General features: G+C 71.4%; 27 protein-coding genes, 4 tRNA genes and 1 riboswitch. Of the genes, 4 read left to right on the forward strand and 27 right to left on the reverse strand.

Annotation, left to right across the window (positions count from 1 at the left end):
• Positions 1 to 84: 84 nt before the first annotated feature.
• The 15 genes from K336_RS0102405 to K336_RS0102475 all read right to left on the reverse strand — a co-directional run bounded on the left by K336_RS0102405 (position 85) and on the right by K336_RS0102475 (position 12510).
• Positions 85 to 714 (reverse strand): ABC transporter ATP-binding protein, encoded by a 630-nt coding sequence (locus tag K336_RS0102405; protein ID WP_028706188.1) that lies wholly within the window; start codon positions 712 to 714, stop codon positions 85 to 87.
• On the reverse strand, positions 701 to 1537 hold the full coding sequence (locus K336_RS13815) for an ATP-binding cassette domain-containing protein (protein WP_081660515.1): 837 nt from the start codon (positions 1535 to 1537) through the stop codon (positions 701 to 703). The genes K336_RS0102405 and K336_RS13815 overlap by 14 nt, the downstream gene beginning before the upstream one ends.
• Positions 1538 to 1546: 9 nt before the next feature.
• Positions 1547 to 2404, reverse strand: coding sequence for an ABC transporter permease (locus K336_RS0102415; RefSeq protein ID WP_028706189.1), 858 nt, complete (start codon positions 2402 to 2404; stop codon positions 1547 to 1549).
• A complete protein-coding gene (locus tag K336_RS0102420; RefSeq protein WP_211223416.1) occupies positions 2401 to 3450 on the reverse strand; it encodes an ABC transporter permease in 1050 nt (349 codons plus the stop codon). The genes K336_RS0102415 and K336_RS0102420 overlap by 4 nt, the downstream gene beginning before the upstream one ends.
• Positions 3432 to 5114, reverse strand: a complete 1683-nt coding sequence (locus K336_RS13820; protein ID WP_051245328.1) for an ABC transporter substrate-binding protein — start codon at positions 5112 to 5114, stop codon at positions 3432 to 3434. Before K336_RS13820 ends, K336_RS0102420 begins: the two co-directional genes overlap by 19 nt.
• 87 nt (positions 5115 to 5201) lie before the next feature.
• A riboswitch (cobalamin riboswitch) is annotated at positions 5202 to 5395 on the reverse strand.
• 115 nt (positions 5396 to 5510) lie between these two features.
• Positions 5511 to 6146, reverse strand: coding sequence for a hypothetical protein (locus K336_RS0102430; RefSeq protein WP_028706191.1), 636 nt, complete (start codon positions 6144 to 6146; stop codon positions 5511 to 5513).
• 200 nt (positions 6147 to 6346) lie between these two features.
• Positions 6347 to 6745: a 50S ribosomal protein L7/L12 gene (rplL, locus tag K336_RS0102435; RefSeq protein WP_028706192.1), complete on the reverse strand. Its 399-nt coding sequence runs from the start codon at positions 6743 to 6745 to the stop codon at positions 6347 to 6349.
• 15 nt (positions 6746 to 6760) lie between these two features.
• Positions 6761 to 7408: a 50S ribosomal protein L10 gene (rplJ, locus tag K336_RS0102440; RefSeq protein ID WP_028706193.1), complete on the reverse strand. Its 648-nt coding sequence runs from the start codon at positions 7406 to 7408 to the stop codon at positions 6761 to 6763.
• A 239-nt stretch (positions 7409 to 7647) separates the two neighbouring features.
• The gene (locus tag K336_RS13825) at positions 7648 to 8592 is read right to left on the reverse strand and encodes a lipoyl synthase (protein ID WP_021798264.1); all 945 of its coding nucleotides are present in this window, start codon (positions 8590 to 8592) and stop codon (positions 7648 to 7650) included.
• Between the two features lie 71 nt (positions 8593 to 8663).
• Positions 8664 to 9503, reverse strand: coding sequence for a lipoyl(octanoyl) transferase LipB (lipB, locus tag K336_RS13830; protein WP_051245329.1), 840 nt, complete (start codon positions 9501 to 9503; stop codon positions 8664 to 8666).
• A 119-nt stretch (positions 9504 to 9622) separates the two neighbouring features.
• Positions 9623 to 10324 (reverse strand): 50S ribosomal protein L1, encoded by a 702-nt coding sequence (gene rplA, locus K336_RS0102455; protein WP_021798250.1) that lies wholly within the window; start codon positions 10322 to 10324, stop codon positions 9623 to 9625.
• A 121-nt stretch (positions 10325 to 10445) separates the two neighbouring features.
• Positions 10446 to 10874 carry a 50S ribosomal protein L11 gene (rplK, locus tag K336_RS0102460; RefSeq protein WP_021798262.1) on the reverse strand — a complete coding sequence of 143 codons (429 nt, stop codon included), beginning with the start codon at positions 10872 to 10874 and terminating at the stop codon, positions 10446 to 10448.
• Positions 10875 to 10982: 108 nt separating this feature from the next.
• Complete coding sequence (nusG, locus tag K336_RS0102465; RefSeq protein ID WP_390899211.1) at positions 10983 to 11840, reverse strand: transcription termination/antitermination protein NusG; 858 nt, start codon at positions 11838 to 11840, stop codon at positions 10983 to 10985.
• A gap of 14 nt (positions 11841 to 11854) precedes the next feature.
• Positions 11855 to 12286 carry a preprotein translocase subunit SecE gene (gene secE / locus K336_RS16740; RefSeq protein ID WP_021798259.1) on the reverse strand — a complete coding sequence of 144 codons (432 nt, stop codon included), beginning with the start codon at positions 12284 to 12286 and terminating at the stop codon, positions 11855 to 11857.
• 151 nt (positions 12287 to 12437) lie between these two features.
• Positions 12438 to 12510: transfer RNA gene (locus K336_RS0102475), tRNA-Trp, on the reverse strand.
• 709 nt (positions 12511 to 13219) lie between these two features.
• Here K336_RS0102475 and K336_RS0102480 point away from each other — a divergent pair.
• The gene (locus K336_RS0102480; protein ID WP_021798266.1) at positions 13220 to 14758 is read left to right on the forward strand and encodes a sugar transferase; all 1539 of its coding nucleotides are present in this window, start codon (positions 13220 to 13222) and stop codon (positions 14756 to 14758) included.
• A gap of 325 nt (positions 14759 to 15083) precedes the next feature.
• Here the strand turns inward: K336_RS0102480 and K336_RS0102485 are convergent, their stop codons facing one another.
• The 7 genes from K336_RS0102485 to K336_RS0102515 all read right to left on the reverse strand — a co-directional run bounded on the left by K336_RS0102485 (position 15084) and on the right by K336_RS0102515 (position 18506).
• Complete coding sequence (locus K336_RS0102485) at positions 15084 to 16229, reverse strand: UDP-N-acetylmuramate dehydrogenase (protein WP_028706195.1); 1146 nt, start codon at positions 16227 to 16229, stop codon at positions 15084 to 15086.
• Positions 16226 to 16678, reverse strand: coding sequence for a MaoC/PaaZ C-terminal domain-containing protein (locus tag K336_RS0102490; RefSeq protein WP_028706196.1), 453 nt, complete (start codon positions 16676 to 16678; stop codon positions 16226 to 16228). The genes K336_RS0102485 and K336_RS0102490 overlap by 4 nt, the downstream gene beginning before the upstream one ends.
• Positions 16675 to 17109, reverse strand: coding sequence for an FAS1-like dehydratase domain-containing protein (locus K336_RS0102495; protein WP_028706197.1), 435 nt, complete (start codon positions 17107 to 17109; stop codon positions 16675 to 16677). The genes K336_RS0102490 and K336_RS0102495 overlap by 4 nt, the downstream gene beginning before the upstream one ends.
• A 229-nt stretch (positions 17110 to 17338) precedes the next feature.
• Positions 17339 to 17860: a hypothetical protein gene (locus tag K336_RS0102500; protein ID WP_043150097.1), complete on the reverse strand. Its 522-nt coding sequence runs from the start codon at positions 17858 to 17860 to the stop codon at positions 17339 to 17341.
• Positions 17861 to 17999: 139 nt separating this feature from the next.
• Entirely contained in the window at positions 18000 to 18170 is a 171-nt protein-coding gene (gene rpmG, locus K336_RS0102505; RefSeq protein WP_028706199.1) for a 50S ribosomal protein L33, read from the reverse strand.
• Between the two features lie 115 nt (positions 18171 to 18285).
• Positions 18286 to 18361 (reverse strand) — tRNA-Met (locus K336_RS0102510).
• 72 nt (positions 18362 to 18433) lie between these two features.
• A tRNA-Thr gene (locus K336_RS0102515) sits at positions 18434 to 18506 on the reverse strand.
• 674 nt (positions 18507 to 19180) lie between these two features.
• Here K336_RS0102515 and K336_RS0102520 point away from each other — a divergent pair.
• Positions 19181 to 19627, forward strand: coding sequence for a hypothetical protein (locus K336_RS0102520; protein WP_155944960.1), 447 nt, complete (start codon positions 19181 to 19183; stop codon positions 19625 to 19627).
• Between the two features lie 128 nt (positions 19628 to 19755).
• The gene (locus K336_RS0102525; RefSeq protein ID WP_028706201.1) at positions 19756 to 20781 is read left to right on the forward strand and encodes a hypothetical protein; all 1026 of its coding nucleotides are present in this window, start codon (positions 19756 to 19758) and stop codon (positions 20779 to 20781) included.
• A gap of 50 nt (positions 20782 to 20831) precedes the next feature.
• Here the strand turns inward: K336_RS0102525 and ahpF are convergent, their stop codons facing one another.
• The 5 genes from ahpF to K336_RS0102550 form a co-directional block, all read right to left on the reverse strand.
• The gene (ahpF, locus tag K336_RS0102530; RefSeq protein WP_028706202.1) at positions 20832 to 22385 is read right to left on the reverse strand and encodes an alkyl hydroperoxide reductase subunit F; all 1554 of its coding nucleotides are present in this window, start codon (positions 22383 to 22385) and stop codon (positions 20832 to 20834) included.
• Between the two features lie 24 nt (positions 22386 to 22409).
• Positions 22410 to 22973: an alkyl hydroperoxide reductase subunit C gene (gene ahpC / locus K336_RS0102535; protein WP_028706203.1), complete on the reverse strand. Its 564-nt coding sequence runs from the start codon at positions 22971 to 22973 to the stop codon at positions 22410 to 22412.
• Positions 22974 to 23187: 214 nt separating this feature from the next.
• A tRNA-Tyr gene (locus K336_RS0102540) sits at positions 23188 to 23270 on the reverse strand.
• Positions 23271 to 23332: 62 nt separating this feature from the next.
• Complete coding sequence (locus K336_RS0102545) at positions 23333 to 23851, reverse strand: hypothetical protein (protein WP_028706204.1); 519 nt, start codon at positions 23849 to 23851, stop codon at positions 23333 to 23335.
• Positions 23848 to 24357 carry a hypothetical protein gene (locus K336_RS0102550; protein WP_028706205.1) on the reverse strand — a complete coding sequence of 170 codons (510 nt, stop codon included), beginning with the start codon at positions 24355 to 24357 and terminating at the stop codon, positions 23848 to 23850. Before K336_RS0102550 ends, K336_RS0102545 begins: the two co-directional genes overlap by 4 nt.
• Before the next feature lie 120 nt (positions 24358 to 24477).
• On the opposite strand from K336_RS0102550, the gene K336_RS0102555 reads away from it, so the two are divergent.
• On the forward strand, positions 24478 to 25428 hold the full coding sequence (locus tag K336_RS0102555; RefSeq protein WP_028706206.1) for an exodeoxyribonuclease III: 951 nt from the start codon (positions 24478 to 24480) through the stop codon (positions 25426 to 25428).
• Positions 25429 to 25444 lie beyond the last annotated feature (16 nt).

Here is a 25444-nt window from a genome sequence, read left to right on the forward strand (position 1 = left end):
GTCGCGCGTGGCCGCGGAGCAGGACCACGCCCCCGATGATACGCACGCCCCGGTGCGTCCGGCGGCGGCGCGCCAGGGCACGGATCAGGGTCGGGACTCGTCGGGGTCGAGGTGGTTGATCCGCTCCAGGCGGATGATGTCGTCGCACAGCCGCCCGGCCAGCGCCGGGTTGTGCGTGATGACGAGCAGCCCGATCCCCCGCTCGCGGATGAGCCCGACGAGACGCGACCAGATGAGGGCCTGGGTGATCGGGTCCAGCATCGTCGTCATCTCGTCGGCGACGAGATGACGCAGCCGCGGGTGCAGGGCGCGGGCGATGCAGAAGCGCTGGAGCTCTCCCCCGCTCAGCTCGCCGGGGAAGCGACCGAGCCAGCCCGGCTCGATGCCGAGCGCCCGACGGGTCCGCTCGTCGACGGGCCAGCACTCGGTGAGGATGCGCTCCATCCGCCAGCGGGGGTTGACCGCGAGTTCGGGGTTCTGGTTGAGGTACTGCACCCGGCAGGGGCGGTGCGCCCCGAGCGGGCCGCCGTCGAGCGTCACGGCGCCGCTGTCCGGGCGCTCCCAGCCGGCGAGGATGCGGGCGAGGGTGCTCTTGCCGTGGCCGGACGGGGCGATGAGGCCGAGCACCCGACCGGGGGCCAGCTCGAGGCTGACGTCGCGCAGGATCGGCGTCCCCCTGCGGTAGGCGAAGCAGATGTTCTCAGCCCTCAGCACGGTCGGCCCCCTCGTCCTCGGCCGGGCGGGCTCCAACGGCCAGTGACAGGTCGGCGTCGTCGAAGTCGTTCTGCGGCAGGGCCCGCCACAGCCCGGCGGCGTACCGGCCGTGGTCGTGGTGGTCGGGATCCATGAACTCGACGGCCGGCATCTCGGCGACCCGGCGCCCCCTGTTGAGGATGAGCACCCGGTCGGCCACGGCGCTGATGAGATCGACGTCGTGGCTGATGACGAGGAGGCAGCGCCCCTCGTCGGCCATCGCGCGGAAGTCGGCGAGCATCCGCTCGGCGAGGTCCACGGACAGTCCGGGCGTGGGCTCGTCGGCGATGATCAGCCTGGCGGGGCTGAGCATGGCGGTGGCGAGCAGCACGCGCCGGGCCATGCCGCCGGAGAGCTGGAAGGGGAACTTGTCGAGGTCGCCGGCCCGCATGCCGAAGCGCTCGGCGATCCCGGCGAGCTCGTCGGGGTCGGGCCGGGCGCCGGTGAACAGCTGCCGGCGGACCCGCATGAGCGGATCGAGGTGGCCGATCGACTGCGGGATGAGCGCGAACTCGGTGCCCCGCAGCGTCCTCGTGCGCTCGGGCGTGAGCGGCCGCCCGTCGTAGGTCATCGTCCCGGCGGTCCGGGCGTTGTACGGCAGCAGGCCCATGATGGCGTGGGCCAGGAGCGACTTGCCCGAGCCGGAGGCGCCGACGATGCCGAGGATCTGCCCCGCCTCGGCGCGCAGGTCGAGGCCGTCGACGGCCCAGCCGACGGCGCGCCGGAAGAGGGAGCGGTACATCATGAAGCCGACCCGCAGGCCGTCGATCTCGAGGAGGGGCATCACGAGCTCCTAGTTCTGCGCCGCGGCCGGGCTGACGAGGGCCTGCAGGGAGTCGCCGCAGCGGTCGATGACCAGGACGATGGCCAGCAGCGCCAGGCCGGGCAGGACGCCGAGCCACCAGGCGCCCGTGGACAGATAGCGCATCGACTCCGACAGGATGACGCCGACGGCCGGCAGCTGGCTGGGGATGCCGAAGCCGAGGAAGGTCAGGCCGGACTCGTGCAGGATCGCGTGCGGGAACATGAGCACCGTGTTCACCAGGGCCTGCGGCACGATGTGGGGCAGGAAGTGCGCCCGGGCGATGAACCACCGGCCGCGCCCCATCTGGCGCGAGGCGATGACGTACGGGCTGGTCCGCAGGTGGATCGTCTCGGCGCGCACGATGCGGGCGAGGGAGACCCAGTGGGTCGCCGCGACGCCGATCATGACGCCGGGGATGCCGCGCCCGACGAGGATCGAGATGAAGATCATGAAGACGAGGTGGGGCATGCCCTGCACGAGGTCGATGAGCCACAGGACGATCCTGTCGACCCAGCCGCCGCAGACGGCGGCGCCGACCCCCAGCAGCAGGGCGATGAGCGTGGAGACCAGCGAGGCGAACAGGCCGATGCGGATCGAGATCGACAGGCCCTTGAGCGTGCGCATGAGCATGTCGCGGCCCATCCAGTCGGTGCCGAACGGGTCGGCGGCCGAGGGGGGCCGGTTGGCCAGGTCGAAGTGGACGGCGTAGGCGCTCTCGGGGATCATGGCGCCGCCGACGCCCAGCCCGATGAGGAGCAGTGCGGTGAGGACGAGGACGACGGCGGCGGTCCGGCGCCCGTTCCAGCGCTCGGCGACGGCCTCCGAGGAGAGGAGGAGCGCACTCATGCCCACGCCTGCCTGATCCTGGGGTCGATGACGGGGTACAGCAGGTTCGCCACGAGATTGCCGCAGAAGACGATCGTCGCGCTGATGACCGTGATGCCGATGAGCAGCGGCAGATCGCCCTTCGTGCCGGCCATCGAGGTGAGCGCGCCGAGACCGGCGTAGCTGAAGACCGTCTCGGCGAGCACGGAGCCCCCGATGATCTCGCTGACGGAGCCGAACTGCAGGGTGACGAACGGCTTGAGGCAGTTGCGCAGGCCGTGGCGCAGCACGAAGCGCCACGGCCCCTCGCCGCGGGCGGTCGCGAAGAGCGCGTAGTCCGACTCGGACTCCTGGACCAGCCGGGCCCGGGTCTGGAGGGCGATCGAGGAGACCCCCGAGACCGACAGGGTCAGGGCGGGCAGGATCATGTGGTGGATCCGCTCCCCCAGGCTCGAGTCGGCCATCGTCACGCCGGCGCCCGTGGACAGGCCGATCGGGAACCAGCCGAGCCGGACGGCGAACAGCAGGAGCATGAGCAGGCCGAACCAGAAGGTCGGCAGCGCCGCGAAGACGTAGCAGACCGTGCTGATCAGCCGGTCGGGCCAGCGGCTGCGGTTCTTGCCCGCGATGACGCCGAGCGCCCCGCCGAACAGGCCCGAGACGACCCAGGCCGTGGTGAGCAGCATGAGCGAGTTGGACAGGCCCTCGGCGATCACCTCGACGACCGGGCGCTGCAGCATGAGCGAGGTGCCCAGGTCCCCGTGCAGGGCGTTGCCCCACCACAGGACGAACTGCTCGACGGCCGGGCGGTCGAGGCCCCACTTGGCCGTCAGGGCCGCGTACTGGCTCGGGTCGATGGCGTTCTCGGCACCCAGGTAGGACTCCACCGGATCCATCGGCGAGGCCTTGGCGAGGAAGAAGGTCAGGGCGCTCACCGCGAGGACCAGCGAGGCGCACTTGAGGACCTGTCCCAGCGCGTGGCGCGCCGGCCCGACGAGGGCTGCGCGGCGACCGGGGGCGGGACCGGCGGTCCGGGAGGCGGTCGTGCTCACGCCGAGACGTCCCACGAGCCGAGGTTGTAGATGACCTGGAGGAAGTGGTCGTGCGGGTGCACGCGCTGGGTCCCGATGTCGAGGCCGTCTCGCACGAAGTAGTTGTGCGTGATGCAGCAGATCGTCACGTACGGGGTGTCGCCGAGGATCGAGCCGCCGGTCGTGCCGTCCCACAGCGCCGCGTGCCACTGCTCGCGGGCGGTCCCCTGGTCGGAGGCGGCCAGCGCCTCGTCGAGGTGCCCGTCGACGATCGGGTTGGCGTAGCAGGAGATGTTCGACCAGCCGCGCGAGTGACCCAACGAGCTGTGGAGCATGGTGTACTCGTGGTAGGGATTGAGCCGGCCGCCGCCGAGGACGACCGCGTTGGAGCGGTTGTGGTCGACCTGCCAGGTGAAGTCGCCGGACGTCGGTTCGACCTCGATGCCCAGCGGGGCCATCTGCGCCGAGAAGGCCTCGGCGATGGCTTGGCGCCCCGAGTCGTTCGACGGGTAGAGCAGCTGGAAGGAGGCCCGCTGGCCGCCCTTGGCACGGATGCCGTCCGAGCCGGCCCGCCAGCCCGCGTCCTCGAGGACCCGCTGGGCGCCGGCCACGTCGCCGTCCACGAGCGAGGCGGTGTCGGCCTTGATGCCCCAGTCGAACGAGTCGAAGATGTCGAAGGCGACGGTGCCGTAGCCCATGAGGCTGTCGTTGATCATCTGCTGACGGTCCACGCCCGCCGCCATGGCCCTTCGCAGGGCCGGGTCGCTCGTCGCCGCGTTGCCGACCTGCTGGCCCTCGACCTCGAACGCGCCGGGGGCCTGGCACGGCAGCGTGATGGCGCGGTAGCCGAAGGTGGGCAGGCTCCTCAGGGTGAAGCCGTTGACCGTCTGGTTCGACAGGCTGGGGTAGACGCAGGCCAGGTCGACCTGACCGGACTGGGCCGCGGCGAGGGCGGCGTCGGGCTCCATGAGCAGCAGGGTGGCCTTGGCGAAGACGGTCTTCGGGCCGTAGTAGGAGTCGTTGCGTTCGAGGATGAGCTGCTGGCCCTGGATGTAGTCGGTCAGCCTCCAGGGCCCCGAGCCGATCGGTTTCGACGCGAAGGACGCCTCGTCGTAGCTCGCGGCGGGCACGATGCCGAGCGTGGCGGCCGTGTTGAGCAGGGTGGACGAGGGCTTGGCGAGCACCAGCCGGACGGTCCGGTCGTCGACGGCGACGGCCCGGTCGAAGCCGGGCATGATGACCTTGGCGGCCTCCTTCGCCTTGTTGTAGGTGAAGGCGACGTCCTGGGCGGTCAGGGCGGTGCCGTCGGAGAAGACGGCGTCGGTGCGCAGGACGAAGGTCCAGGTGAGCGAGTCGTCACTGACGGAGTACTCGGTGGCGAGGTCGTTGACGATCCGGTTCTGGTCGTCGGCCGCGACGAGGGTGCTGTTGACCGGCAGGACGCCGGTCTCGCCGAAGCCCTTGACGGGATCGAAGGGGGCCTTCACGGTCGAGGGGTCCATCGCGATGATGACCTCCTGGCGGCTCCTCAGGCGGTCGGGCAGGGCGACGGAGGAGGCGCTGCTCGAGGCGCCGGGGCCGGAGCAGCCGACCAGGCCCAGGCCGCCCGCCACGGCGACGGCCGTCGCCCCGCCCAGCAGGGCGCGTCGTGAGACCGGGCCGTGGAGACGGCCCCCGGCGGGATGGTGGGTGCTGCGCATGTGATGCTCCTCGGCGGACGTGCCTCCCCGGGGATGCGCGCACGGCAGGACCTGCGAGCCCTCCGCGGGGCACAACGTGAACCGACGGCGAACACCGCCGGGCCGGCAGGTCTTCGGGCTCATGGGCACTCCGGACCACTCCGGCTTCCTCGACCGCTGCTTCCCGGACCCCCGGCCCAGTGCACTCGATGCGGCCTCGTTCCCACTGACCGCTGCGGGACAGCTCCGGACTCGCACCGGATTCCCTCTTGCGACGATCCACCGACGCCACACACCGACGACGACGAACCGAACCAGCGGACGCCACTCTAAGCCACGACCGACCCCGACCCCCAGACCCAGGACGAATGAGAGACTCACCCACCCCGGACAGGACACCACCCGCCGGGACGCCCCTCAACGCCTCAACAACTGGACCGGCGCGCACGCCGCGTCACGGTCGGCACCGGCATCGAGATTCGCGTAGTGCTCGTCGCACCAGCCCTGGGCGTCCCCGCCGGAGCCGAAGCCCTTGGAGACGAGGGTGACGAAGATGAACTGGTCGTCGGTGACCGCCGGACCGTAGGCCGAGCGGCGCACGAGCAGCACCTGGGTGCCGTCGAAGGCGAAGCGGTCGACGAGCGCCTCGTACTCCGCGAGGACGATCGGCGCCGAGTCGACGGTGGCCTTGCCGCTGGGGCGCGAGGCGGGCTGGTTCGGCGACAGCACGACATGGCTGCCCACCAGGGCCGCCCACTGGCCCTGCACCGGCTGGATGCTCGCCCAGCCGGCGTCGGCGTGGCTCGACAGCTCGCCGTAGGCCTGGGTGTCGGTCGACAGCGAGGAGCCGGCCGGCGAGCCGGCCGTGGCGGGGGTCGTGGAGATCGCCCGGGCCGACTCCGAGCCGGCGGTGGCCCGCTCGTCCCGCGAGGGCCCGGTGCCGAGCGCGAAGAGCACGACGACGAGCGCGAGCGTCAGTCCGATGGTCGACCATCGGATGATCTCGCCGCGGCTGCGCTCACCCCGCGCCGACCCGCTCCGTGCTGTGTTCAAAAGATCGGTCCTCCCCCGCTGCGCCCGACTCCCCGCGGGACGCCTCCACCGTACCGGTTCGCCCCGTCCGGGAGCCGTTCAGGCCCCGGGCGGAAGGAGCGCACCGGGACGACGAACGGGCACCACCCCGCGGGGTGGTGCCCGTTGCGGCGCCGTTCCTCAGCCGACGGGCCGAGCCGTGCGCCTCGCTCCGGAGCGTCTCACTTGAAGGAGACGGTGGCGCCGACGGCCTCGAGCTTCTCCTTGGTCTGCTCGGCGGTCTCCTTGGCAACCTTCTCGAGGAGGACCTTCGGGGCGGCCTCGACGAGATCCTTGGCATCCTTGAGGCCGAGGCTCGTGAGAGTACGGACCTCCTTGATGACCTGGATCTTCTTGTCGCCGGCGGCCTCGAGGACGACGTCCACCTCGGCATCGCCCTCGTCGGCGGCGGCCTCGCCGTCAGCGGCGGCGACGCCGGCGGCCGGGGCCGCCGCGACGGCCACGGGGGCGGCGGCCTCGACGTCGAAGGCCTCCTCGAAGGCCTTCACGAAATCGGACAGTTCGATGAGGGTCATGTCCTTGAACTGGTCAAGGAGCTCCTCGGTGCTGAGCTTCGCCATGCTGGGCGTCCTTCCTTACTCGTTCGATGCAGCGTCAGCCGCGTCTGTGGTGGCCTCGGCAGCATCCGCTGCTTCGGGTGCCGAATCATCGGCGGTGGTGCGCTCCTGGTCGGTGGCGGGGGTTCCGGGCCCGCCGATGACGGAGGGGTCCTGGGCCGCCTTCTCCTGGAGGGCGCCCATGGCGCGGGCGGCCTGCGTGAGCGGGGCGGCGAGCAGGGCGGCCGCCCTGCTCATGGAAGCCTTCATGCCGCCGGCCAGCTTGGCGAGCAGCACCTCGCGCGATTCGAGATCGGCGAGCTTCCTGACCGTGTCGGCGTCGAGGATCTTGCCGTCCATGACGCCGCCCTTGATGACCAGAAGCGGGTTGTCCTTTGCGAAGTCGCGCAGACCCCTCGCCACGTTGACGACGTCGCCCGTGATGAAGGCGATGGCCGTCGGGCCGGAGAGCTGGTCGTCGAGTCCCTCGACACCGGCCTTGGCGGCAGCGAGCTTGGTCAGGGTGTTCTTCGCAACGGCGTAGGCGGCGTCGCCGCCGAGGGACCTGCGCAGAGTCTTCAGGTCCTTGACGCTGAGTCCGCGATACTCGGTCAGCACGGCGGCGTTGCTCTCGGCGAACTGCGCGGAGAGTCGCTCGACCGTGGCCGCCTTCTCAGGCCTCGCCATTGGGTCTCCTTCCCACTTCTTGTTCCGGCCGAGGACTCCGGCGGCCCCGGGCATGGGAAAGCCCCGGTGCGCGGGCACTGGGGCATGACACATGGGCGTCGGATCAGCACCTGCGCGGGCGCCGCCCCACGAGGGGATGGCATTGTGGAGAACCACCAGCGGTCTTCGGCCCGACAAACTGTACTCTCCGGGCGCGCACGAGCCAAGTCGGGCGGCCCCCGCGGCAGGGCCCGGACGGATCAGCGACCGGTGAGGAGCTCGGCGCGGTCGGCCCGGCCGTCCCCGTCCGCGCGCCGCTCGATCGCGCGGCGGTACAGCGTCCCGGCGCGGTAGCTGGAGCGCACCAAGGGCCCGCTCATGACGCCGGCGAAGCCGATCCGCTCGGCCAGCCGTCCGAGACGGACGAACTCCTCCGGCCGGACCCAGCGGTCGACGGGGCGCAGCGTCGGGCCGGGGCGCAGGTACTGGGTGATCGTGATGAGCTCGGCGCCGGTGTCGCGGATGTCGCACAGCGCCTCCACGACCTCCTCGTCGGTCTCCCCCATGCCGAGGATGAGGTTCGACTTCGTGATGAGACCGGCCTCGTGGGCCTGCTCGAGGACCGACAGGGAGCCCTCGTAGCTGAAACCGGGGCGGATCCGCCCGAACAGGCGCGGGACGGTCTCGACGTTGTGGCCGAAGACCTCCGGGCGGGCGTCGAAGACCACCGTCAGCTTCGCGGGGTCGGCCGAGAAGTCCTGGGCCAGCATCTCGACGCCGACGCCGGGGTTGAGCTCGTGGATGCGGCGGATCGTCTCGGCGCACAGCCAGGCGCCCTCGTCGGGCAGGTCGTCGCGGCAGACGCTCGTGACGGTGGCGTAGCGCAGCCCGAGCCGCTCGACCGATCGGGCCACGCGGAGGGGCTCGGCGGTGTCGTACCCCCGGGGCCGGGCCGAGGTGATCTGGCAGAAGTCGCAGCGACGGGTGCACCTGTCGCCGCCGATGAGGAAGGTGGCCTCGCGGTCCTCCCAGCACTCGTGGATGTTCGGGCAGCCCGCCTCCCGACACACGGTGTGCAGATCGCCGTCCACCATGCGACGGCGCACGTCCTGGTAGTCCGGGCCGGCGCTCAGGCGCGTCCTGAGCCACTCGGGACGGTCCCGCTCGACGGGGGTCCGGGCGTTCCTCGCCTCGATGCGCAGCATCCTGCGTCCGCCGGGCCCCCTCCCCTCCGGGGTCCTCGCCGCGGACGCGCCCGCGGGAGTCGTCGCGCCGGTCATGAGCGCGCCCCCTCCGGGGTGCGGGGGGACGGCCGGTCGGCCCTCGGACGGCAGAAGCGCGGGTGGGCGTTCCTGGGGATGTCGGGGCTCATCCGGTAGGGGCGCATGGCCAGCAGCTCGCGCAGCCGGGGTTCGAGGTCGTCGGCGACCCGCTCCAGGCTCGGGGCGCTCCCGAGCTCGCGACGGATCGAGGTGACATCGGCGTCGGTGATCCCGCAGGGGACGATGGTGTCGAAGCGCTCGAGGTCCGGCGCGACGTTCAGCGCGAAACCGTGCATGGTCGTCCGGTGGGCGCAGCGCACGCCGATGGCGCAGATCTTGCGCTCGGGGCGCAGGCCGTCGGAGGGGAGCCACACGCCGGTCCGGCCCGGCACCCGCCCGGTCGCGAGACCGTAGTCGGCCAGCAGCCGGATGACGGCCTCCTCGAGGCGGCGCACGTGGTCGACGACCCCCACCCCCCGCTGGAGGAAGACGATGGGGTACCCGACGAGTTGCCCCGGCCCGTGCCAGGTGATGTCCCCTCCTCGGTCGACGTCGATGACGGGCGTGCCGTCGAGGGGACGGTCCTCGTCCTTCGTCCGCCGTCCGGCGGTGTAGACGGACTCGTGCTGGCAGAGGATGACCCTGTCGGGCGCCCGGTGGTGGCAGACCTCGTCGAGCACCCGGCGCTGGTGCTCCCACCCGGCGCGGTAGTCGTACAGGGCCCCGGGCGCGGCGTCGAGGCAGTGGCGCTCGACCTCGAGGCCCGCGGGATGGTTGACCCAGTCGGCAGGACGCTCCCCGGCGACGATTCGAGAAGCTCCTGACTTGGGCATTCGCACATTCTGGTCGGTCATGCCCGGCAATGATAGCGCCACGCGCCCCGGCCGGGGGCCGGCCGCCGGGCCATCGCCCCGGGCGCGGGACGCCCCTGACGCGCCGGAGGGCCGGCCCTCCGGCGCCGGTTCGGCCGTGGTCAGGACTCGGTGGGACGAGCGGCGAGCGGATCGACCTGGACGCCGGGACCCATCGTCGTGGAGAACGTGATCTTGCGCACGTAGCGGCCCTTGGCCGTGCTGGGCCGCAGACGGTAGACCTCGTCGGCGGCGGCGCGGTAGTTGGCCAGCAGGGCGTCGCGGTCGAAGCTCGACTTGCCGATGACGAACTGCAGGTTGGCGTGCCGGTCGACGCGGAACTCGATCCGTCCGCCCTTGATGTCCGAGACGGCCTTGGCGACGTCCATGGTCACCGTGCCGGTCTTCGGGTTCGGCATGAGGCCGCGGGGGCCGAGCACGCGGCCGAGCCGACCGACCCTGCCCATGAGATCGGGCGTGGCGACGACGGCGTCGAAGTCGAGGTAGCCGTCGGCGACCCTGGCGATGAGCTCGTCGGCGCCGACCTCATCGGCTCCGGCGGCGACGGCCTCGTCGGCCCTGGCGCCTTGGGCGAAGACGAGGACCCTCGCCGTCTTGCCCGTGCCGTTCGGCAGGTTGACCGTTCCGCGCACCATCTGGTCGGCCTTGCGGGGATCGACGCCGAGGCGCATGGAGACCTCGACGGTCTCGTCGAAGTTGCCGGGCTTGTACTGCTTGATGATCGCCAAGGCCTCCTCGGGGGAGTACTGCTGGTTGTCACCGCGCAGCTGCGCGTCGGCGGTGTAACGCTTGGAGTGCTTCATGCTGGTTCCCTTCCGTCAGCCTCGCGGGCTGATCCACCAGTTCCTGGTGAGGGGGCACAACCCCTGCCAGGTCTCTGAGCACGGCGCCGTGCGCCGTGCGGTTCCGGGATGGTGCCCGGTCTCACTCGACGACGACGCCCATGGAGCGGGCGGTGCCCGCGACGATGCCCATGGCGGCCTCGACGTCGTCGGCGTTGAGGTCGGGCATCTTGGTCTGGGCGATCTCGCGCACCTGGTCGGCGGTGATGGTGCCGACCTTCTCCTTGTCGGGCTTGCCCGAGCCCTTGTGGATGCCGGCGGCCTTCTTGATGAGCTCGGCGGCCGGCGGGGTCTTCGTGATGAAGGTGAAGGTGCGGTCCTCGTAGATCGTGATCTCCGCGGGGACGATGGTTCCGCGCATGGCCTCCGTCTTGGCGTTGTAGGCCTTGACGAACTCCATGATGTTGACGCCGTGCTGGCCGAGGGCGGTGCCGACGGGGGGCGCGGGGGTTGCGGAACCAGCCTGGATGGCGACCTTGACGATCGCCGCTACCTTCTTCTTGGGAGGCATGTGTCGGGTCCTTCTTCGCTGGTCCCCGGTGCGCGCTGCGAGGGCTCGCGCATCGGGATGGTTGTCGGGCGCCCTGCCGCCCCGGCCCGCCGCGGGCCGTGCAGGTCCTCAGTCCATGACCTTCTGGATCTGCGGGAAGGTCAAGTCTACCGGGGTCTCCCGACCCAGGATCTCGACATTGGCCTTCAAGCGCTGGTTGTGGGTGTTGATCTCGGTGATCGTCGCATGGACGCCGGCGAAGGGGCCGTCGACGACCATGACCTGGTCGCCCACCGCGTAGTCGACGACCTCGACCCTGGCCCGGGCACGGCCCGACCGGGACTGGTGCTCGGCGTTCACCCGGGCGACGACCGCGGGGGTCAGCATGCCCTCCACCTCGGACAGGCTCAGCGGGGTGGGCTCCTGGGCGTTGCCGACGAAACCGGTCACCGACGGGGTGTGGCGCACCGTACCCCAGCTCTCGTCGGTCATCTCCATGCGCACGAGCACGTAGCCGGGCATGTAGGTGCGGGTGACGTTCTTCTTCTGACCGTTGCGCATCTCGACCGCGTCCTCGGTGGGGACGACGGTCTCGTAGATGAAGTCCTCCATGTTGAGGGACTTCACGCGGTTGTCGATGTTCTGCTTGACGCGGTTCTCCATGCCGGAGTACGTGTGCACGACGAACCAGTCGCCGGGCTTGACGACGAGCTCGGCGTGGAGCTCCTCAAGCGCCTTGGCGAGGGCCTCGTCGGTCTCCGTGTCCTCGGCGGAGGGCTCGGCGGCGGACTCCTCCGCGGCGCGCTCGGCCTCATCCACGGCGTTCAGGTCGATCTGGACGTCGTCCGCGTCGGACGAGAAGTCCGCGAAGTCGAGGTTGATGCCGGTGTCGGCGCTCTCGGAGGACTCCTCGGCGGGTCCGAGATCGATCCGGATGTCGTCGGCGGGTTCGATGGGCCCGTCGTCAGGGACTTCAGTCACGTGTATCCTCCTCCTGGTCCTCAGCCGAACAGCTTCAGCAACAGTTTCGCGAAGCCGTAGTCGAGACCCGCGACGATGGCCATGATGAGCACGACGAAGACGAGCACGACGATGAAGTACTGACCGACCTCCTGGCCGTTGGGCCAGATGACCTTCTTCAGCTCGCCGACCGACTGCTTCGCGAAGCTCCACGGGGTGGCGCGCCTGCGCTCGGCCTGCTGCCGGCCCGACCTCTTCCCCGCACCGTCGGCGCGGCGGACCGGGGCCGTCGTGTGCTTGCGCTTGATGCCCTTCGCGGAGTCCTCGGCGCAGGCCGAACGGCGCGCCGGCCTGCCGGCGCGCGGGATCCGGCGGGGCCCCTTCTCGACGCCGTCCCGTCGCGGGGCCTTCCCGCCGTCGCCCCGACGCGGGGCGCGCTGCGCGTCACCCGCGTGCATGCTGTCATCGGCCACGTGCTGCCCCTGTTCGAGTCTTCTGCGGGAGCACCGACCGGCGCCCCCGGTGGCCCCGGGACGGATCGCGTCCCAGTGCGTCGTTCTGCGGACCGGCCGGCCCGCACGTCAAGGGCACGCCCCGCACGGGCCGCGACGGGACGTGCCCTTGCAGGGCACGAGGGACTTGAACCCCCAACCTGCGGTTTTGGAGACCGCTGCTCTGCCAATTGAGCTAGTGCCCTTCGGAGCCCAGCGGCACCACGGGGACGACCGCCCCGAGAGCGCACTGCGCCACCAAGAGCTGAAGTTTAGCCGCAAAGCCTCCGCAAGCGAAACGCCTCCGCAAGCGGAACCGAACGGCGCGCAGGCCATGTCCGCCACCACGGACTGACGTCCGGACGGGGCGACCCGCCCGGGTCGACGTCTCACATCGCAGAATCAGGGGACCCTGAGGATGGAATCAGGGTATCGTCCGTCGTCGCACACAGAATCAGCACAGGAGCGTTTGACCAGGCCAGAAGACATTTTCACCCAGGCATCCTGCACGTTTGTGCAATCCTCAACAGTTGACCTCACAGTCGATTCCAAGCCCATTCACAGCTGGGAGCGAACAAAACCCTGAGTGACAAGCACCATCACGGTCCCAGGCGGGGCCGGCGCTCAGCAGAGGCGTGAAAACCGCTCGCTGGAAGACGATTGAGGACCGCCCCGAGGACTCGGCTCCCCGCACGGGAAGCTGTAGTCTTCTGCGCGAAGCCGTCTCCGTCCCCCCGTTGCACCCGCAGCTGGAGATCCGACTCATCGACCGGCGGGTCGCCGCGCTCGCGCCGAGAGGCCGTCGAGGCCCCCGGCACGAGCGCACCTCCCGGCCCGGTTCGGCGCCGGTTTCCGCATGGACACGCAGTACACCCCCTCATCGAAAGCTGGTGATTCCGTCCGCGGATACCTGCCATGTCGCTCATCACCAAGGATCACTCACTCGCCGACTTCGACGAAGGGAACCTCGACGAGCTGTTCCCGCGGGCCGGCGCGGGCTCCGGGCCGGAACCCGCATGGTGCAGCGGCGTCGAGCCGCGCGACCGCGTGCGCAGGCACAACGGCCTGGCCGTGGTGGGCGCCGTCGTCTCCGATTTCATCGCGATGGCGATCGCCACCGGTGTCGCCGTCCGCTTCCGCGACTCGCTCACCTGGCTCGGCACCGGAGGCACGACCGGCGCCGCGGCCCTCGTCACGGTGCTCGTCTGGCTCGTCTGCCTGCGCCAGTGCGGCGCCTACGGCGTGCGGAACTTCGGCATCGACGTCATCGACTACCGCAACGTGCTGCACGGCTCGCTCGTCGCGATCGGCCTGACCGGGGCGGGCGTCTTCCTGTTCGACGTGCCCGTCTCGCGCGGCTACTTCCTCCTCACCTACGTCGTCGGCATCCCGGCGCTGCTGCTCGGCCGCTGGATCGGCCGCCGCCTCCTCTTCGCCCTGCACCGGCACCGGCGCGTCCGGCGCTCGGTCGTCGTGGCCGGGGACGCCGCCCACGTCGCCGACATCATCCGCGTCTTCAAACGCGAGCGCTGGCTGGGCTACGACGTCGTCGGCGTGCTGACCCCGAACGTGATGGCCTGCCCGCAGTTCCCGGGCATCCCGGCCGTGGGCGCCCCGGAGAACGCCCTCGACGTGGCGCGCACCACCGATGTCAGCACGATCGTCTTCGCCGAGGGCTCGTTCCCGCGCTCCCACATGTTCAACCGCCTGGCCGCGAAACTCGAGGCCGAGAAGGTCGAACTCATCGTCGTCCCGGCGCTGAGCGACATCGCGGCCCAGCGCATGACCATGCGCCCAGTGGCCGGCATGCCGCTCATGTACATCGACAAGCCGTCGACGCACAGCTACAACCAGATCACCAAACGCGCCTTCGACATCGTGTGCTCGTCGCTGCTCATCCTCGTCAGCCTGCCGGTCATCGGAATCACGGCCCTCGCCATCAAGCGCGAGGACGGCGGCCCGATCCTCTTCAAGCAGCAGCGGATCGGCATCGGCGGCCGGCCCTTCGAGTGCTACAAGGTCCGGTCGATGGTCACCAATGCGGCCGAGATCAAGAAGCAGCTCATCGCGCAGAACCAGAACGAGTCCGACGGGGACGTCCTGTTCAAGATGAAGGAGGACCCTCGCATCACGAAGGTGGGGCGCTTCATCCGCCGCTTCTCGATCGATGAGCTCCCCCAGTTCTTCAACGTCCTCAAGGGCGACATGTCCCTCGTGGGGCCCCGCCCGGCCCTCAAGTCGGAGGTGGACAAGTACGAGCAGCACGTGAGGCGCCGCCTCGACGTCCGGCCCGGCATCACCGGCCTGTGGCAGGTCTCGGGCCGCTCCGACCTGTCCTGGGAGGACACGGTCCGTCTGGACCTGTACTACGTCGACAACTGGTCCCTCATCCAGGACTTCAGCATCCTGGTCAAGACCTTCAAGGCGGTGTTCAGCTCCTCCGGCGCCTACTGAGGAGATGCGCCCGGGGCCTCGGGTGCCCGCCGAGAGGCCGGCCCCATCCGCCTGCGGCGGTCCCGTGGGAGGGGGGCGGCCGGGCCCCTCGCCTCGCGCAGCGCATGAGACCGCTGCGCGTTCGGCCTTACTCGCATCCATCCGCCCAGCAGTCCGGTCATCGCGCCGCGGGCGCGCGGGGGCGTACGCCCTCTACCAGCCGGGCCGCATATTCCTGCATCGCGCCGCGGGCGCGCGAGAGGGGCGCTGGGAGGGGATCTGAAGCCCGCCAACCGATCCTTCCGGCGGTGTCGCGGACCGTCGCGCCTCGGGCCGCGCAAGGGGCTCAGAGCCGCACGCCCACGAGGTTCGGCTCGGGCACGAGGCTGACGCCGTAGGCGGCCCGCACACCGTCGCGGATCGTCCTGGCCAGCGCGACGACATCGGCGGCAGTGGCACCGCCGCGGTTCGTCAGGGCCAGCGTGTGCTTCGTCGAGAGGCGCGCCGGGCCGTCGCCGAAGCCCTTGTGGAAGCCGGCGTGGTCGATGAGCCAGGCGGCCGAGGACTTCACGCGCCCGTCGGGCTGGACGAAGCGCGGAGCGTCGGCGGGCAGGCGGGCGGCCTGCTCGGCGCTCAGGATCGGGTTGGTGAAGAACGAGCCCGCCGACCAGGTGTCGTGGTCGTCCGGGTCGAGGACCATGCCCTTGGAGGCCCGCAGGGCAAGCACGGCGCTGCGCACCTGCGCCGACGGGGCGCGTCCGCCCGGTTCGACGCCGAGGCGGGCGGCGAGCTCGTCGTAGGCGATCGGCATGGACAGATCGCCGAGCAGGAACTGGAAGACGACCTCGAGGACGACGTAGCGCCCGGTCGCCGAGCCGGGCATCCGGGTCCGCTTGAAGACCGAGTCGCGGTAGGCGAACTCGCAGTCGGCGTTGGCGAAGGTCCGGTAGCCCCTCGTCAGGCGGTCCCAGGTGCGCACCTGGTAGACGTACCGGCTCACATCGGTGCCGTAGGCGCCGACGTTCTGCACGACGGTCGAGCCGACGAGGCCGGGGATGCCCGACAGGGCCTCGGGGCCGCGCCACTCGTTCCCGACGGCGCACGAGACGAGGTCGTCCCAGACCTCGCCGGCGGCGACCCGCACGACCGCTCCCCCGCAGGCGGAGACCTCGGCCCGGACGCCGTGGTTGTCGACGCGCACGACCGTGCCGTCGAAGCCGGCGTCGGTGATGAGGACGTTCGAGCCGCCCGAGAGCACGAGGAGGGGCTCGCCGGCGTCATCGGCCGCGGTGACGGCGTCGATGAGCCCGCGCTCGGTGCGGGCGACGACGAACCGGGCGGCCGGGCCGCCGATGCGGAAGCTCGTGTGCTCGCTGAGCAGCGGGGTGTCGGGGACGGGACGGGGTTCGAGGGCGCCGTCGATGCTGTCGAGCCGGCAGTCGTCGCCCGGTTCGACCGGGAACTCGTCGACCTCCTCCCAGCCGATGCTCATGCGGGCTCCTCGAGCCGGACGCGGGCGCGGGCGGCGCCGAGGACCTTGACGGGCCTGCCGTCCTCGGAGTCGGCGGGGACCCTGGCGTCGATGAGGACGGTGGCGATCCCGTCGTCGATCCCGGTGACCTTCGCTGTGACCCGCACGAGGGTCCCCTCGTCGTCATCGGGCAGCGGGACGGGGCCGGTGAAGCGCACCGAGTAGCCGACGAGGCGGGCGGGATCGGCGCACCAGTCGGTGACGATGCGCAGGGCAGAGCCCATCGTCCACATGCCGTGGATGATGACGCCGTCCAGACCCAGCCCGCGGGCCATCCGATCGCTCCAGTGGATGGGGTTGAAGTCCGTCGACGCGCCGGCGTAGCGCACGGCGGCGGCTCGGGTGGCGCGCAGGTCGAGCGGGGGCAGCTCGTCGCCGACGGCGACGGCTGCGGGGTCGAATGCGCTCATGCCGCGTCCTCCTGGCGGGTGTGGATGAGGGTCGAGACCGCGGTGCAGCAGGGCTCGCCCTCGACGGTGTCGAGTCGGACCGAGAGGGTGATCATGTCGGCCGGGCCGCGGCGGCGCACCGTCGTGATGGTCGGTGTCGAGACGATGCGGTCGCCGACGCGCAGCGGGCGGACGACCTCGAAGCGCTGGTCGGCGTGGATCGTGCGGTGCAGCGCCAGGCCGAGCTCGGGGTCGTCGAAGATCGCGCCCCAGGCGCGGGCCGCGATGACGGCCGCGAAGGTCGGCGGCGCGACGACGGAGCCGTCGTCGCCGGTGTAGGCGGGGTTGGTGTCGCCGAGCGCCGCGACGAACTCGTCGATCTTCGCGCGGCTGACAGTGTAGGGCCGGGAGGGCGGGTAGCTGCGCCCCTCGTGTTCAGTGCCGATGCTCACCCCTCGATTCTAGGGGGTGGCGCTCCGGCCGGCCCCGTGCTCGTCCCAGGGCCCGGAGCCGGTCGGCCCCTCGGTCGGCGCCTCCGGTTCCGAACCGTCGGCGGCTCCGGAGTCGGGCGCTGGCTCGGGAGCCGGGCCCGTCGACGACTCGCGCCGACCGTCATCCGCATCCCCGCCCGACGGAGCAGCACCCGACGGGGCATCGAGGACACCGGCCCCGGCCGGGGCATCAGCCCCAGGGCCGGCAGCCGGCCCGCCGCTCGTCGGGGGTGAGCAGGAAACCGGTCGCACCACGCCCCACCGCCGCATAACGACGCATGTCGACCACATGCAGCACAGGAACAAGCGCGCAGCAGGCCGCCATCATGATGGCAGCGGCCGGAATCACGATGAGGGGTGGCCTGGCATCGGCGAGGATGCCGACGGCCAGCAGCAACTCGCCCGCGAACCCCACCCAGCAACTCGTGAGCGGCACGATGAGAGCGATGAGGGAGGCCATGACCACCAGACGAGCACCGACCAGCGCCACCATCAGCTCACGAGGGGTCGTGTCCATGACACCGAACAGCTCGCGAGGGTCCGTGCCGATGACGCCGAGCACCAGCCAGTCGCCGAGAACGGCGACAGCCACGGCCCCGAGACGCACCAGCACGATGCTGCCCGCCCTCGAACACCACAACGCATCAGGGGCATCGAGAACAGGCGGATGCGCGTCCCGAGCCAGGAACGCCCCGGAAGAAGGGCTCGTCATGCCCCGAACCCTGCAACCGCACCCCGGCCCCCGCAGAAGGAACGACAGGACGGGTGACCAGGAATCGGAGCCCCGACAACGACATCGGGACCACCGGGGATGAGTGCCCGGCGGCCCCGACGAGGAGGACCCGTGCCGCTCAGCGCGTCTCGCGGTGCGCGGTGTGCCTGCCGCAGCGCGGGCAGAACTTGCTCAGCTCGAGGCGGTCGGGCGTGTTGCGGCGGTTCTTCTTCGTGATGTAGTTGCGCTCCTTGCACTCGGTGCAGGCGAGCGTGATCTTGGGACGGACGTCCCCGGACTTCTTGGCCATGATCGAATCCTCCGTCGTCTTGCCGGTGCTCTCAGGAGCACGTCGCCGTCTCGTGTCGCCCGAGCGCCTGCCGGCGCCGCACACGACGGCCATAGCGCACGAGGCGCCACGGCCCTGGTAGCGGGAGCGGGATTCGAACCCGCGACACAGCGATTATGAGCCGCTTGCTCTGCCGCCTGAGCTATCCCGCCTCCCGCCGGTCCACCGATCGGCGAGCAGCCGCGACACCGACGGATCGCGCGGTGACGACCCTGCCGCAGCAGAGCCCCCATGCGGAATCGAACCGCAGACCTTCTCCTTACCATGGAGACGCTCTACCGTCTGAGCTATAGGGGCCAGCCGAGGTAGAACCATACCGGACGGCGACCCCGGTTCTCAAGTCGCCGCTGAGGGCCGGTGCGGCCCGGCCACGAGCCGGCGGGACCGGAAGGCCCTAGGCTTGGCGTGATCCCGACCCCGGAGACGAGATGCCCGCACCGCACGACCCGCCCCACAGACACCGCACTCCCGGCCCAAGACTGCTGGGCCTCGTACTCCTCACCGCCCTGGCACTCGCCGCCGCAATGATCCGCTGGGCCAATGACCCTGAGATCGCCAATCCCGACTTCATCGCCTGGGCGGTCTCCGGCACCGAGCACCATGTGGACGGCTTCACCCTCACCGAACTCGACCTGGAGGGGTGGCTCTCTACGTCATCGGACGAGACGGCTCCGGAAACGACGTGGAGCGCGCTTACACGCTCCGGGGCCTCTTCGACGACTCCCACAACCGGAGTGCGGACTCCCCCCCCCACCGTCCCCCTGAGAGCCGATGCCGGGCTATACGAGCACCTCGCGGACCACCACCGGGCCATCGCAGCCTATTGCAGCCCGCCGCGCACAACAGCCACGAGTACGTGGTCGCGACGAACCGTCCACACCAACTCCTGCTCCACACTTCGTCGGGGCGGCTGGCTCGACGAGAACGCACTGCCCCCAAGCGTCAACTGGGACCCCATGGAGGATGATCGCATGGAGGATGGTATCGCCGGCACGCTCGACGCGATGTTCGCCGCAGCCGCACCCGGCCGACCCGTCACCGGCATCGACTACGAATTCACCACCGCTTACACTCACGATTACGTGATGGGCTGCCGGTTGCACCAGGACGGGGACGCCGACACGGAGCTGGCGACGGAGCTCCATCTGAGCTCGGATCTTTCCGAGGACGCCATCTCCTCCTCCCGAAGCTGGACGAAGAGCCACCCCGGGGGCGACGACGAGAAGAACTCGCTGAGCCGCGACGAACTCGACCCCGTAGCGATCGCGACACTCCTGCACACCGCCATGACCACCAACCCTCGCTATTACCACCACCAGCTGGACATCGGCTGGGACGATGAATTCGACCAGTTCACGATGCGTGTAGATGCAGATGATGATGCCGCCTACGCGCTCGACGGGACACCCCTCGGCTGACCGCCCGCAGCCGGGCCAGTGGGCCGACGGTCAGCCGGGCCCGGTGCCCTAGGATCATCGCAGAGTCCCCGAGGAAGGAAGCCCATGAATCCCCATCGCGCTGCCCGGACCGCGCCGGAGTCCCTGTCATGAGGCGCCGCATCATGGTCGGCGGCATCGGCCTCCTCGCCGCCCTCGTGGTCCTGCTCGTCGTCCTCGTGGCGGTCATCGTCGCCGCCATCGCCGGGCTCTTCTCACCCGGGACCGCCGAGCCCGCGCCGAGCCCGGCCGATCCGGAGTCCGCGCAGTACGGCCGGGGCGCCGACCCCGACTTCGTCGGCCAGTCGATCGACCGGGCCCTGGCGGACGCGCCCTCGGCCCGGCTCGTGCGCATCGTCGTGTCCCACGACGGCGTCGACGTCGTGACCGACGGCGGCGGCCGCGCCACCCACCACTCCTACGCCCCGGACCGTGATCCCCTCACGAGCGAGGAGGACACCGCCGGGGCCGATCCCGTCGGCCTGGACCGCGGCGGCATCGACCTTCAGCGGCTGCAGTCGATCTGGTCGGACGGGCGCTGCGGCTCGGACGCCCCTCAGGTGCAGGTGCTGGGAACGGTCGGCGGGACGGCCGCGTACTCCCTCCTGTGCTCCGCGAACCCGGACTCCGCCGACCCCGGCTACGCGCTGGAGGGCACCTGGGTCGGCGACCAGGAGCTGGCCCTGCCCGACGAGCTCTCGTCGGCCGCCTCGCTCACCGGGGCGGTCAGGGACGTCCTGCCGTCCCTGACCGGGGACGAGCCCCTGTCCCAGCTCGTCGTCCACGAGGACCGGGGCGACCAGGGCGGGGCGTCCGTCGAGGTGGACCAGCAGGTCCAGGGCGCGTCGGGGCCGCAGCTGCGCACCACCGTCCTCGCGCCGCGGGGCTCGCACTCCCCCGGCCTGAGCACGACGCTCACGGCCACCGATGATGCGACCGTCCCGGCGCGGTTCGGCTGGGACCAGGTCGATCCCGGGGCGCTCGCCGGGATCGCCGACGACTGCCGCCACGACCCCGCCCTCGGCGACTTCCGGGGCGTCCGGGTGCACTGGTCCGACGAGTGGTGGCAGCTCGCCGTCACGACGGACTCCGACCCGACCCGCAGCTACGCGCTCGACGGGACGCCCCTCGGCTGAGCGCCCCGGGGAGCGATGAGCGGGCCCGCTCGTTCGTCGTCCGTACGGCCTCAGCCGCGGACCAGGTGCTCCCAGGCCGACAGGGCCGCCGTGGCGCCGGCGCCCGAGGCGATGACGATCTGCTTGTACGGGGCGTCCGTGCAGTCGCCGGCGGCGAAGACGCCCGGCATGCTCGTGGCGCCCTTGGCGTCGACGACGACCTGACCCCGGTCGTCGAGCTCGACGGCCCCGTCCAACCAGCCGGTGTTCGGCACCTGGCCGATCTGGACGAAGACGCCGTCGACGCCGAGCTCGGCGCCCCCGCCGCCGGCGCGGTCCTCGTAGCGGACCGCCCGCACCCGGGAGCCGTCGCCGAGCACCTCGGCCACGGCGGCGTTCGTCACGACGTCGATGGCCGGGGACTCGGCCATGCGCCGGAGCAGGACCTCGTCGGCCCTGCACTCGGGCATGAACTCGAGGACGGTGACGTGCCGGGCGACACCTGCCAGGTCGAGCGCCGCCTCGACGCCGGAATTGCCGCCGCCGATGACCGCCACGTCCCTGCCCTTGAAGAGGGGGCCGTCGCAGTGGGGGCAGTAGGTGACCCCCTTGTTGCGGTACTCGTCCTCGCCGGGCACGCCCATGCGGCGCCAGCCGGCTCCGGTGGCCAGGACGACGGCGCGGGCCGTGAGGGCGGCCCCGCCCAGCCGGACGGCGAGGGCGCCGTCGTCCGCCCGGTCGATGCCGGAGGCCGTGACGCCGTCGATGATGTCGATGTCGTACTGCTCGGCATGGGCGCGCAGGTCGGCGGCCAGCTTGGGGCCCTCGGTGTGCGGCACCGAGATGAGGTTCTCGATGGCCAGCGTGTCGTTGACCTGCCCGCCGAAGCGGTCGCCGACGAGCCCGGTGCGGATGCCCTTGCGGGCCAGGTAGACGGCGGCCGAGACGCCGGCGGGGCCCTGGCCGATGACGAGCACCTGGTAGGGCTTCCGGTCGGCGAGGCCGGTCTCGACCGCCCCGGCCGCCCCGGCGTCGACAGCGGCGATGATCCGGGCGGCCTCCATGCGGCCCTGGCCGAGCAGCTCGCCGTTGCGGTAGACGGTCGGGGTGGCCAGGACGTTCCTGGACTCGACCTCGTCGCGGAACAGCGAGCCGTCGACGACGGTGTGCCGGATCAGCGGGTTGAGGACCGCCATGGCGTTGATCGTCTGGACGACGGTCGGGCAGTTCTGGCAGGTCAGCGAGATGTAGGTGACGAACTCCTGCTCGGCCCGGATCGACCGGACCGCCTCGACGACCCGCTCGTCCAGCTTGACGGGATTGCCGCCGACCTGGAGCAGCGCGAGGGCGAACGAGGTGAACTCGTGGCCCAGGGGCACCGCGGCGAACGTGATGGCGATCCCGGTGCCGGGCGAGGTGATCGTGAACGACGGCCTGCGCTCGTGGGCGTCGTCGTCGCAGCGGACGCCGATGCGCTCGGACAGGGCCGCAACCTGCCCGAGCATCTCGTCGAGCCGGGCGGACGCGCTGCGGTCGTCGAGGCTCACGACGAACTCGACGGGCCGGGTGATGCGGTCCATGAGCGCGCGCAGCTGGTCGATGAGTCCTTCGTCGAGGACTGCCATGATGCTCCTCCGTCCGCTGCCCGCTCAGATCTTGCCGACGAGGTCGAGACCCGGGGTCAGGGTGTCGCCGGTCTCGTCCCAGTGCGCCGGGCAGACCTGGTCGGGGTGCTGGCGGATGTACTGGGCGGCGCGGACCTTGCGCAGCAGCTCGGTCGCATCGCGGGCGATGCCGTCGGCGCTGACCTCCATGAGCTGGATGACGCCGTCGGGGTCGATGAGGAAGGTGCCGCGGTCGGCCAGGCCCTCGCCCTCGCGCAGCACCTGGAAGTTCGTGGCGAGCTGGGCGGACGGGTCGCCGAGCATGACGTACTGCACCTTCTTGACCTGGTCGGAGTCGGCGTGCCAGGCGGCGTGGACGAAGTGGGTGTCGGTGGAGGCCGAGTAGATCTCGACGCCGAGGGAGCGGAACTCGTCGTAGTGGTCGGCCAGGTCACCGAGCTCGGTGGGGCAGACGAAGGAGAAGTCGGCGGGGTAGAAGAAGACGACGGACCACGAGCCCCGCAGGTCCTCGTCGGTGATCTCGACGAAGTCGCCCTGGCGGAAGGCGGTGGTCTTGAAGGGAAGGATCTGGGTTCCTACGAGCGACACGTGCGGACCTCCTGGTCGTTTGTCGTCACCGGTCATCGGTGCTGTCACTCGCCGGAACCGCGCGGAGGGCGGTGTTGTTCCCGGGGACGGCCCATCGGCCCCCGATCCCGCCGAGGGCGAACGGCGGGGCGGACGCGCGGAGCGGGCATGAAGAATCCCCGCACCCATCCGGTACGGGGATCCTCCTCCCGCGGAGCCGGGCCCCGGGGGTGGGTGGCAGGTGAAGGATTCGAACCTTCGTAGGACATCGCCGACGGTTTTACAGACCGCTCCCATTGGCCGCTCGGGCAACCTGCCGTGCGTCGCTGGATTTTACCAGCCCTTCGGGCCGAGAGGAAATCGGCCGGATGGGCGACGGCTCATCGTCCCTTGTCGTCTCGTCCCTTGTCGCCCTGGTGGCGGGGCATGACGGTCGTGCCCAGGGGACGGGCCTTCATGAGGACGAGGACGCAGCCCAGCACGGTGAGCAGGATGCTCACGAGCGCCCAGCTCCACAGCAGGACCGAGTCGCGCAGAGCGTCGACCGTCAGGACCTGGCCGCCGACCAGGCCGTAGACGAGCTGCACGATCCCGTCGACGACGAGCAGCAGCGCGCCGAGCCGGGGAGTGCCGCGGCTGCGGACGAGCCCGATGACGGCCAGGACGAACAGGACGGCGCCGACCGCGACGGCGCCGACCGCCAGCAGGAGGATGCCCGCCGCGGCGGCGTCGGAGGTGGCGCCCCGCGCCGAGCGCAGCACGGGCGGGACGACGAGCAGGGCGAGCAGCAGGACGGCGGCCCCGACGGCGGCGGCGAGCGCGGCGCGGCTGCGCCGCGGTTCGACGTCGAGCCGCACGGCCCCGTCCGCGGCGTCCCGGCCCCCGGACCCCGGGCTCATTCGGCCTGGGCCGCCACGTCGTCCCCGCCCCCGGCGGCCGCGGCACGCTCGGCGCGCTGGGGCGACCCCGCCGGGTACTGCGGCTCAACGGCGCGCGGGGTGTCGGAGGGCTCGGCGGTGTGGCGGCAGACGAAGACGATGCCCAGGACGATCGCCGCGTACAGGACGACGACGGCGGCGAGCATGCCGGCGCTCACGGGGCGCAGCACGCGCCCGGTCAGCTGGACGACAGCGGCGTCGGCCGCCGCGGCGACGAGGAAGCAGATGTCGCCGATGCGGACCTGGCTGCCGTCGCGGAACAGCCCGATGACGGCGAGGAGCGCCAGGACGGCCGAGGCGATCACCGAGGGCAGGGCCAGGAAGGGCGCGTTGACCGGGGACAGCAGCCCCCAGCCCAGGCCGAGACCGATCACGATGGACAGGGCGGCGGCCACCAGGGTGGTGCTCGAGCAGAAGGTCGGGACCCTCGCGGCGGTCGATGCCCCGTGCGAAGTGGTACTCGTCATGGCTTCCAGTCTGTCAGGCCGCGCGGGGCCGTCTGCGCACCACACTCCGTGACGGGCGGATCGCTCCGTGGCGGGCGGATCGGCGCGCCCGGGCTCCGGACGGTTAGTCTGGCCCCCATGCTGACCCTCGCCACGTACAACGTCAACGGCATCCGGGCCGCCCAGCGCCGCGGCATCACCGCCTGGATCGGGCGCCGGAGCCCGGACGTGCTCTGCCTCCAGGAGGTGCGCTGCCCGGCCGACAAGCTGCCGCTGGAGGTCTTCGAGGGTTACCACGCCGTCTGCAGCCCGGGCTCGCTCGCCGGCCGCAACGGCGTCGCCGTCCTGACCCGCGCGCCGGTCGCGGCCGTGCGCGGCTGGGGCGGCGAGGTCCTGGCGATCGATGAGGGCGGGCTGTCGTCCCTCGACCCCGCCCGGGTGGGTCTGGCCGGCGGCGCTCCGGCCCGCGCGCTCCGCGAGTTCGTCGACGAGGGCCGCTACCTCGAGGTCGACCTGGCCGAGGCGCCGGTCACCGTCGGCTGCCTCTACCTGCCCAAGGGCGACTCGCTGCTCGCCCCGGGCGTCCGCACGCGGACGCCCACACCGGAGCAGCTCGAGGGGGTGCGGGCCCGCTACGAGCACAAGATGCGCTTCTTCAAGGGATTCAGCACCCAGCTGGCCCGTTCGCGGCGGGCCGCGGTGCGCTCCGGGCGGCAGTTCGTCGTCGTCGGCGACTTCAACGTCGCCCATGAGAGGGCGGACGTGAGGAACTGGCGACCGGCGCAGAAGGCCTCGGGCTTCCTGCCCGAGGAGCGCCGGTGGCTGACCGAGCAGCTGGGCCCGCGCACGCTCGTCGACGTCGTGCGCGCCCTGCACCCGGACGAGGACGGCCCCTACTCGTGGTGGAGCTGGATGGGCCAGGCCTTCGCGAGGGACACCGGCTGGCGCATCGACTACCACCTGGCCACGCCGCGGCTCGCGAGGACGGCCGTGAGCGCCACGACCGAGCGGGACGCCGACCCCTCGGCCCGCGTGAGCGACCACTGCCCCGTCGTCGTCGAGTACGACGTCGACTCCCTGCCCCGGCCCTGACCCGGCGGGCCGGGCG

Source organism: Propionibacterium acidifaciens DSM 21887 (assembly GCF_000426605.1).
Classification (GTDB): domain Bacteria; phylum Actinomycetota; class Actinomycetes; order Propionibacteriales; family Propionibacteriaceae; genus Propionibacterium; species Propionibacterium acidifaciens.

Excerpts from the sequence above, each read along its gene's own strand:
- K336_RS13815 (WP_081660515.1), bottom strand. The coding sequence starts at position 1,537 with ATGCCCCTCCTCGAGATCGACGGCCTGCGGGTCGGCTTCATGATGTAC.
- K336_RS0102415 (WP_028706189.1), bottom strand. The coding sequence starts at position 2,404 with ATGAGTGCGCTCCTCCTCTCCTCGGAGGCCGTCGCCGAGCGCTGGAAC.
- K336_RS13820 (WP_051245328.1), bottom strand. The coding sequence starts at position 5,114 with ATGCGCAGCACCCACCATCCCGCCGGGGGCCGTCTCCACGGCCCGGTC.
- rplL (WP_028706192.1), bottom strand. The coding sequence starts at position 6,745 with ATGGCGAAGCTCAGCACCGAGGAGCTCCTTGACCAGTTCAAGGACATG.
- rplJ (WP_028706193.1), bottom strand. The coding sequence starts at position 7,408 with ATGGCGAGGCCTGAGAAGGCGGCCACGGTCGAGCGACTCTCCGCGCAG.
- K336_RS13825 (WP_021798264.1), bottom strand. The coding sequence starts at position 8,592 with ATGCTGCGCATCGAGGCGAGGAACGCCCGGACCCCCGTCGAGCGGGAC.
- lipB (WP_051245329.1), bottom strand. The coding sequence starts at position 9,503 with ATGACCGACCAGAATGTGCGAATGCCCAAGTCAGGAGCTTCTCGAATC.
- rplA (WP_021798250.1), bottom strand. The coding sequence starts at position 10,324 with ATGAAGCACTCCAAGCGTTACACCGCCGACGCGCAGCTGCGCGGTGAC.
- rplK (WP_021798262.1), bottom strand. The coding sequence starts at position 10,874 with ATGCCTCCCAAGAAGAAGGTAGCGGCGATCGTCAAGGTCGCCATCCAG.
- K336_RS0102480 (WP_021798266.1), top strand. The coding sequence starts at position 13,220 with ATGTCGCTCATCACCAAGGATCACTCACTCGCCGACTTCGACGAAGGG.
- K336_RS0102485 (WP_028706195.1), bottom strand. The coding sequence starts at position 16,229 with ATGAGCATCGGCTGGGAGGAGGTCGACGAGTTCCCGGTCGAACCGGGC.
- K336_RS0102490 (WP_028706196.1), bottom strand. The coding sequence starts at position 16,678 with ATGAGCGCATTCGACCCCGCAGCCGTCGCCGTCGGCGACGAGCTGCCC.
- K336_RS0102500 (WP_043150097.1), bottom strand. The coding sequence starts at position 17,860 with ATGACGAGCCCTTCTTCCGGGGCGTTCCTGGCTCGGGACGCGCATCCG.
- rpmG (WP_028706199.1), bottom strand. The coding sequence starts at position 18,170 with ATGGCCAAGAAGTCCGGGGACGTCCGTCCCAAGATCACGCTCGCCTGC.
- K336_RS0102520 (WP_155944960.1), top strand. The coding sequence starts at position 19,181 with ATGGAGGATGGTATCGCCGGCACGCTCGACGCGATGTTCGCCGCAGCC.
- K336_RS0102525 (WP_028706201.1), top strand. The coding sequence starts at position 19,756 with ATGAGGCGCCGCATCATGGTCGGCGGCATCGGCCTCCTCGCCGCCCTC.
- ahpF (WP_028706202.1), bottom strand. The coding sequence starts at position 22,385 with ATGGCAGTCCTCGACGAAGGACTCATCGACCAGCTGCGCGCGCTCATG.
- K336_RS0102545 (WP_028706204.1), bottom strand. The coding sequence starts at position 23,851 with ATGAGCCCGGGGTCCGGGGGCCGGGACGCCGCGGACGGGGCCGTGCGG.
- K336_RS0102550 (WP_028706205.1), bottom strand. The coding sequence starts at position 24,357 with ATGACGAGTACCACTTCGCACGGGGCATCGACCGCCGCGAGGGTCCCG.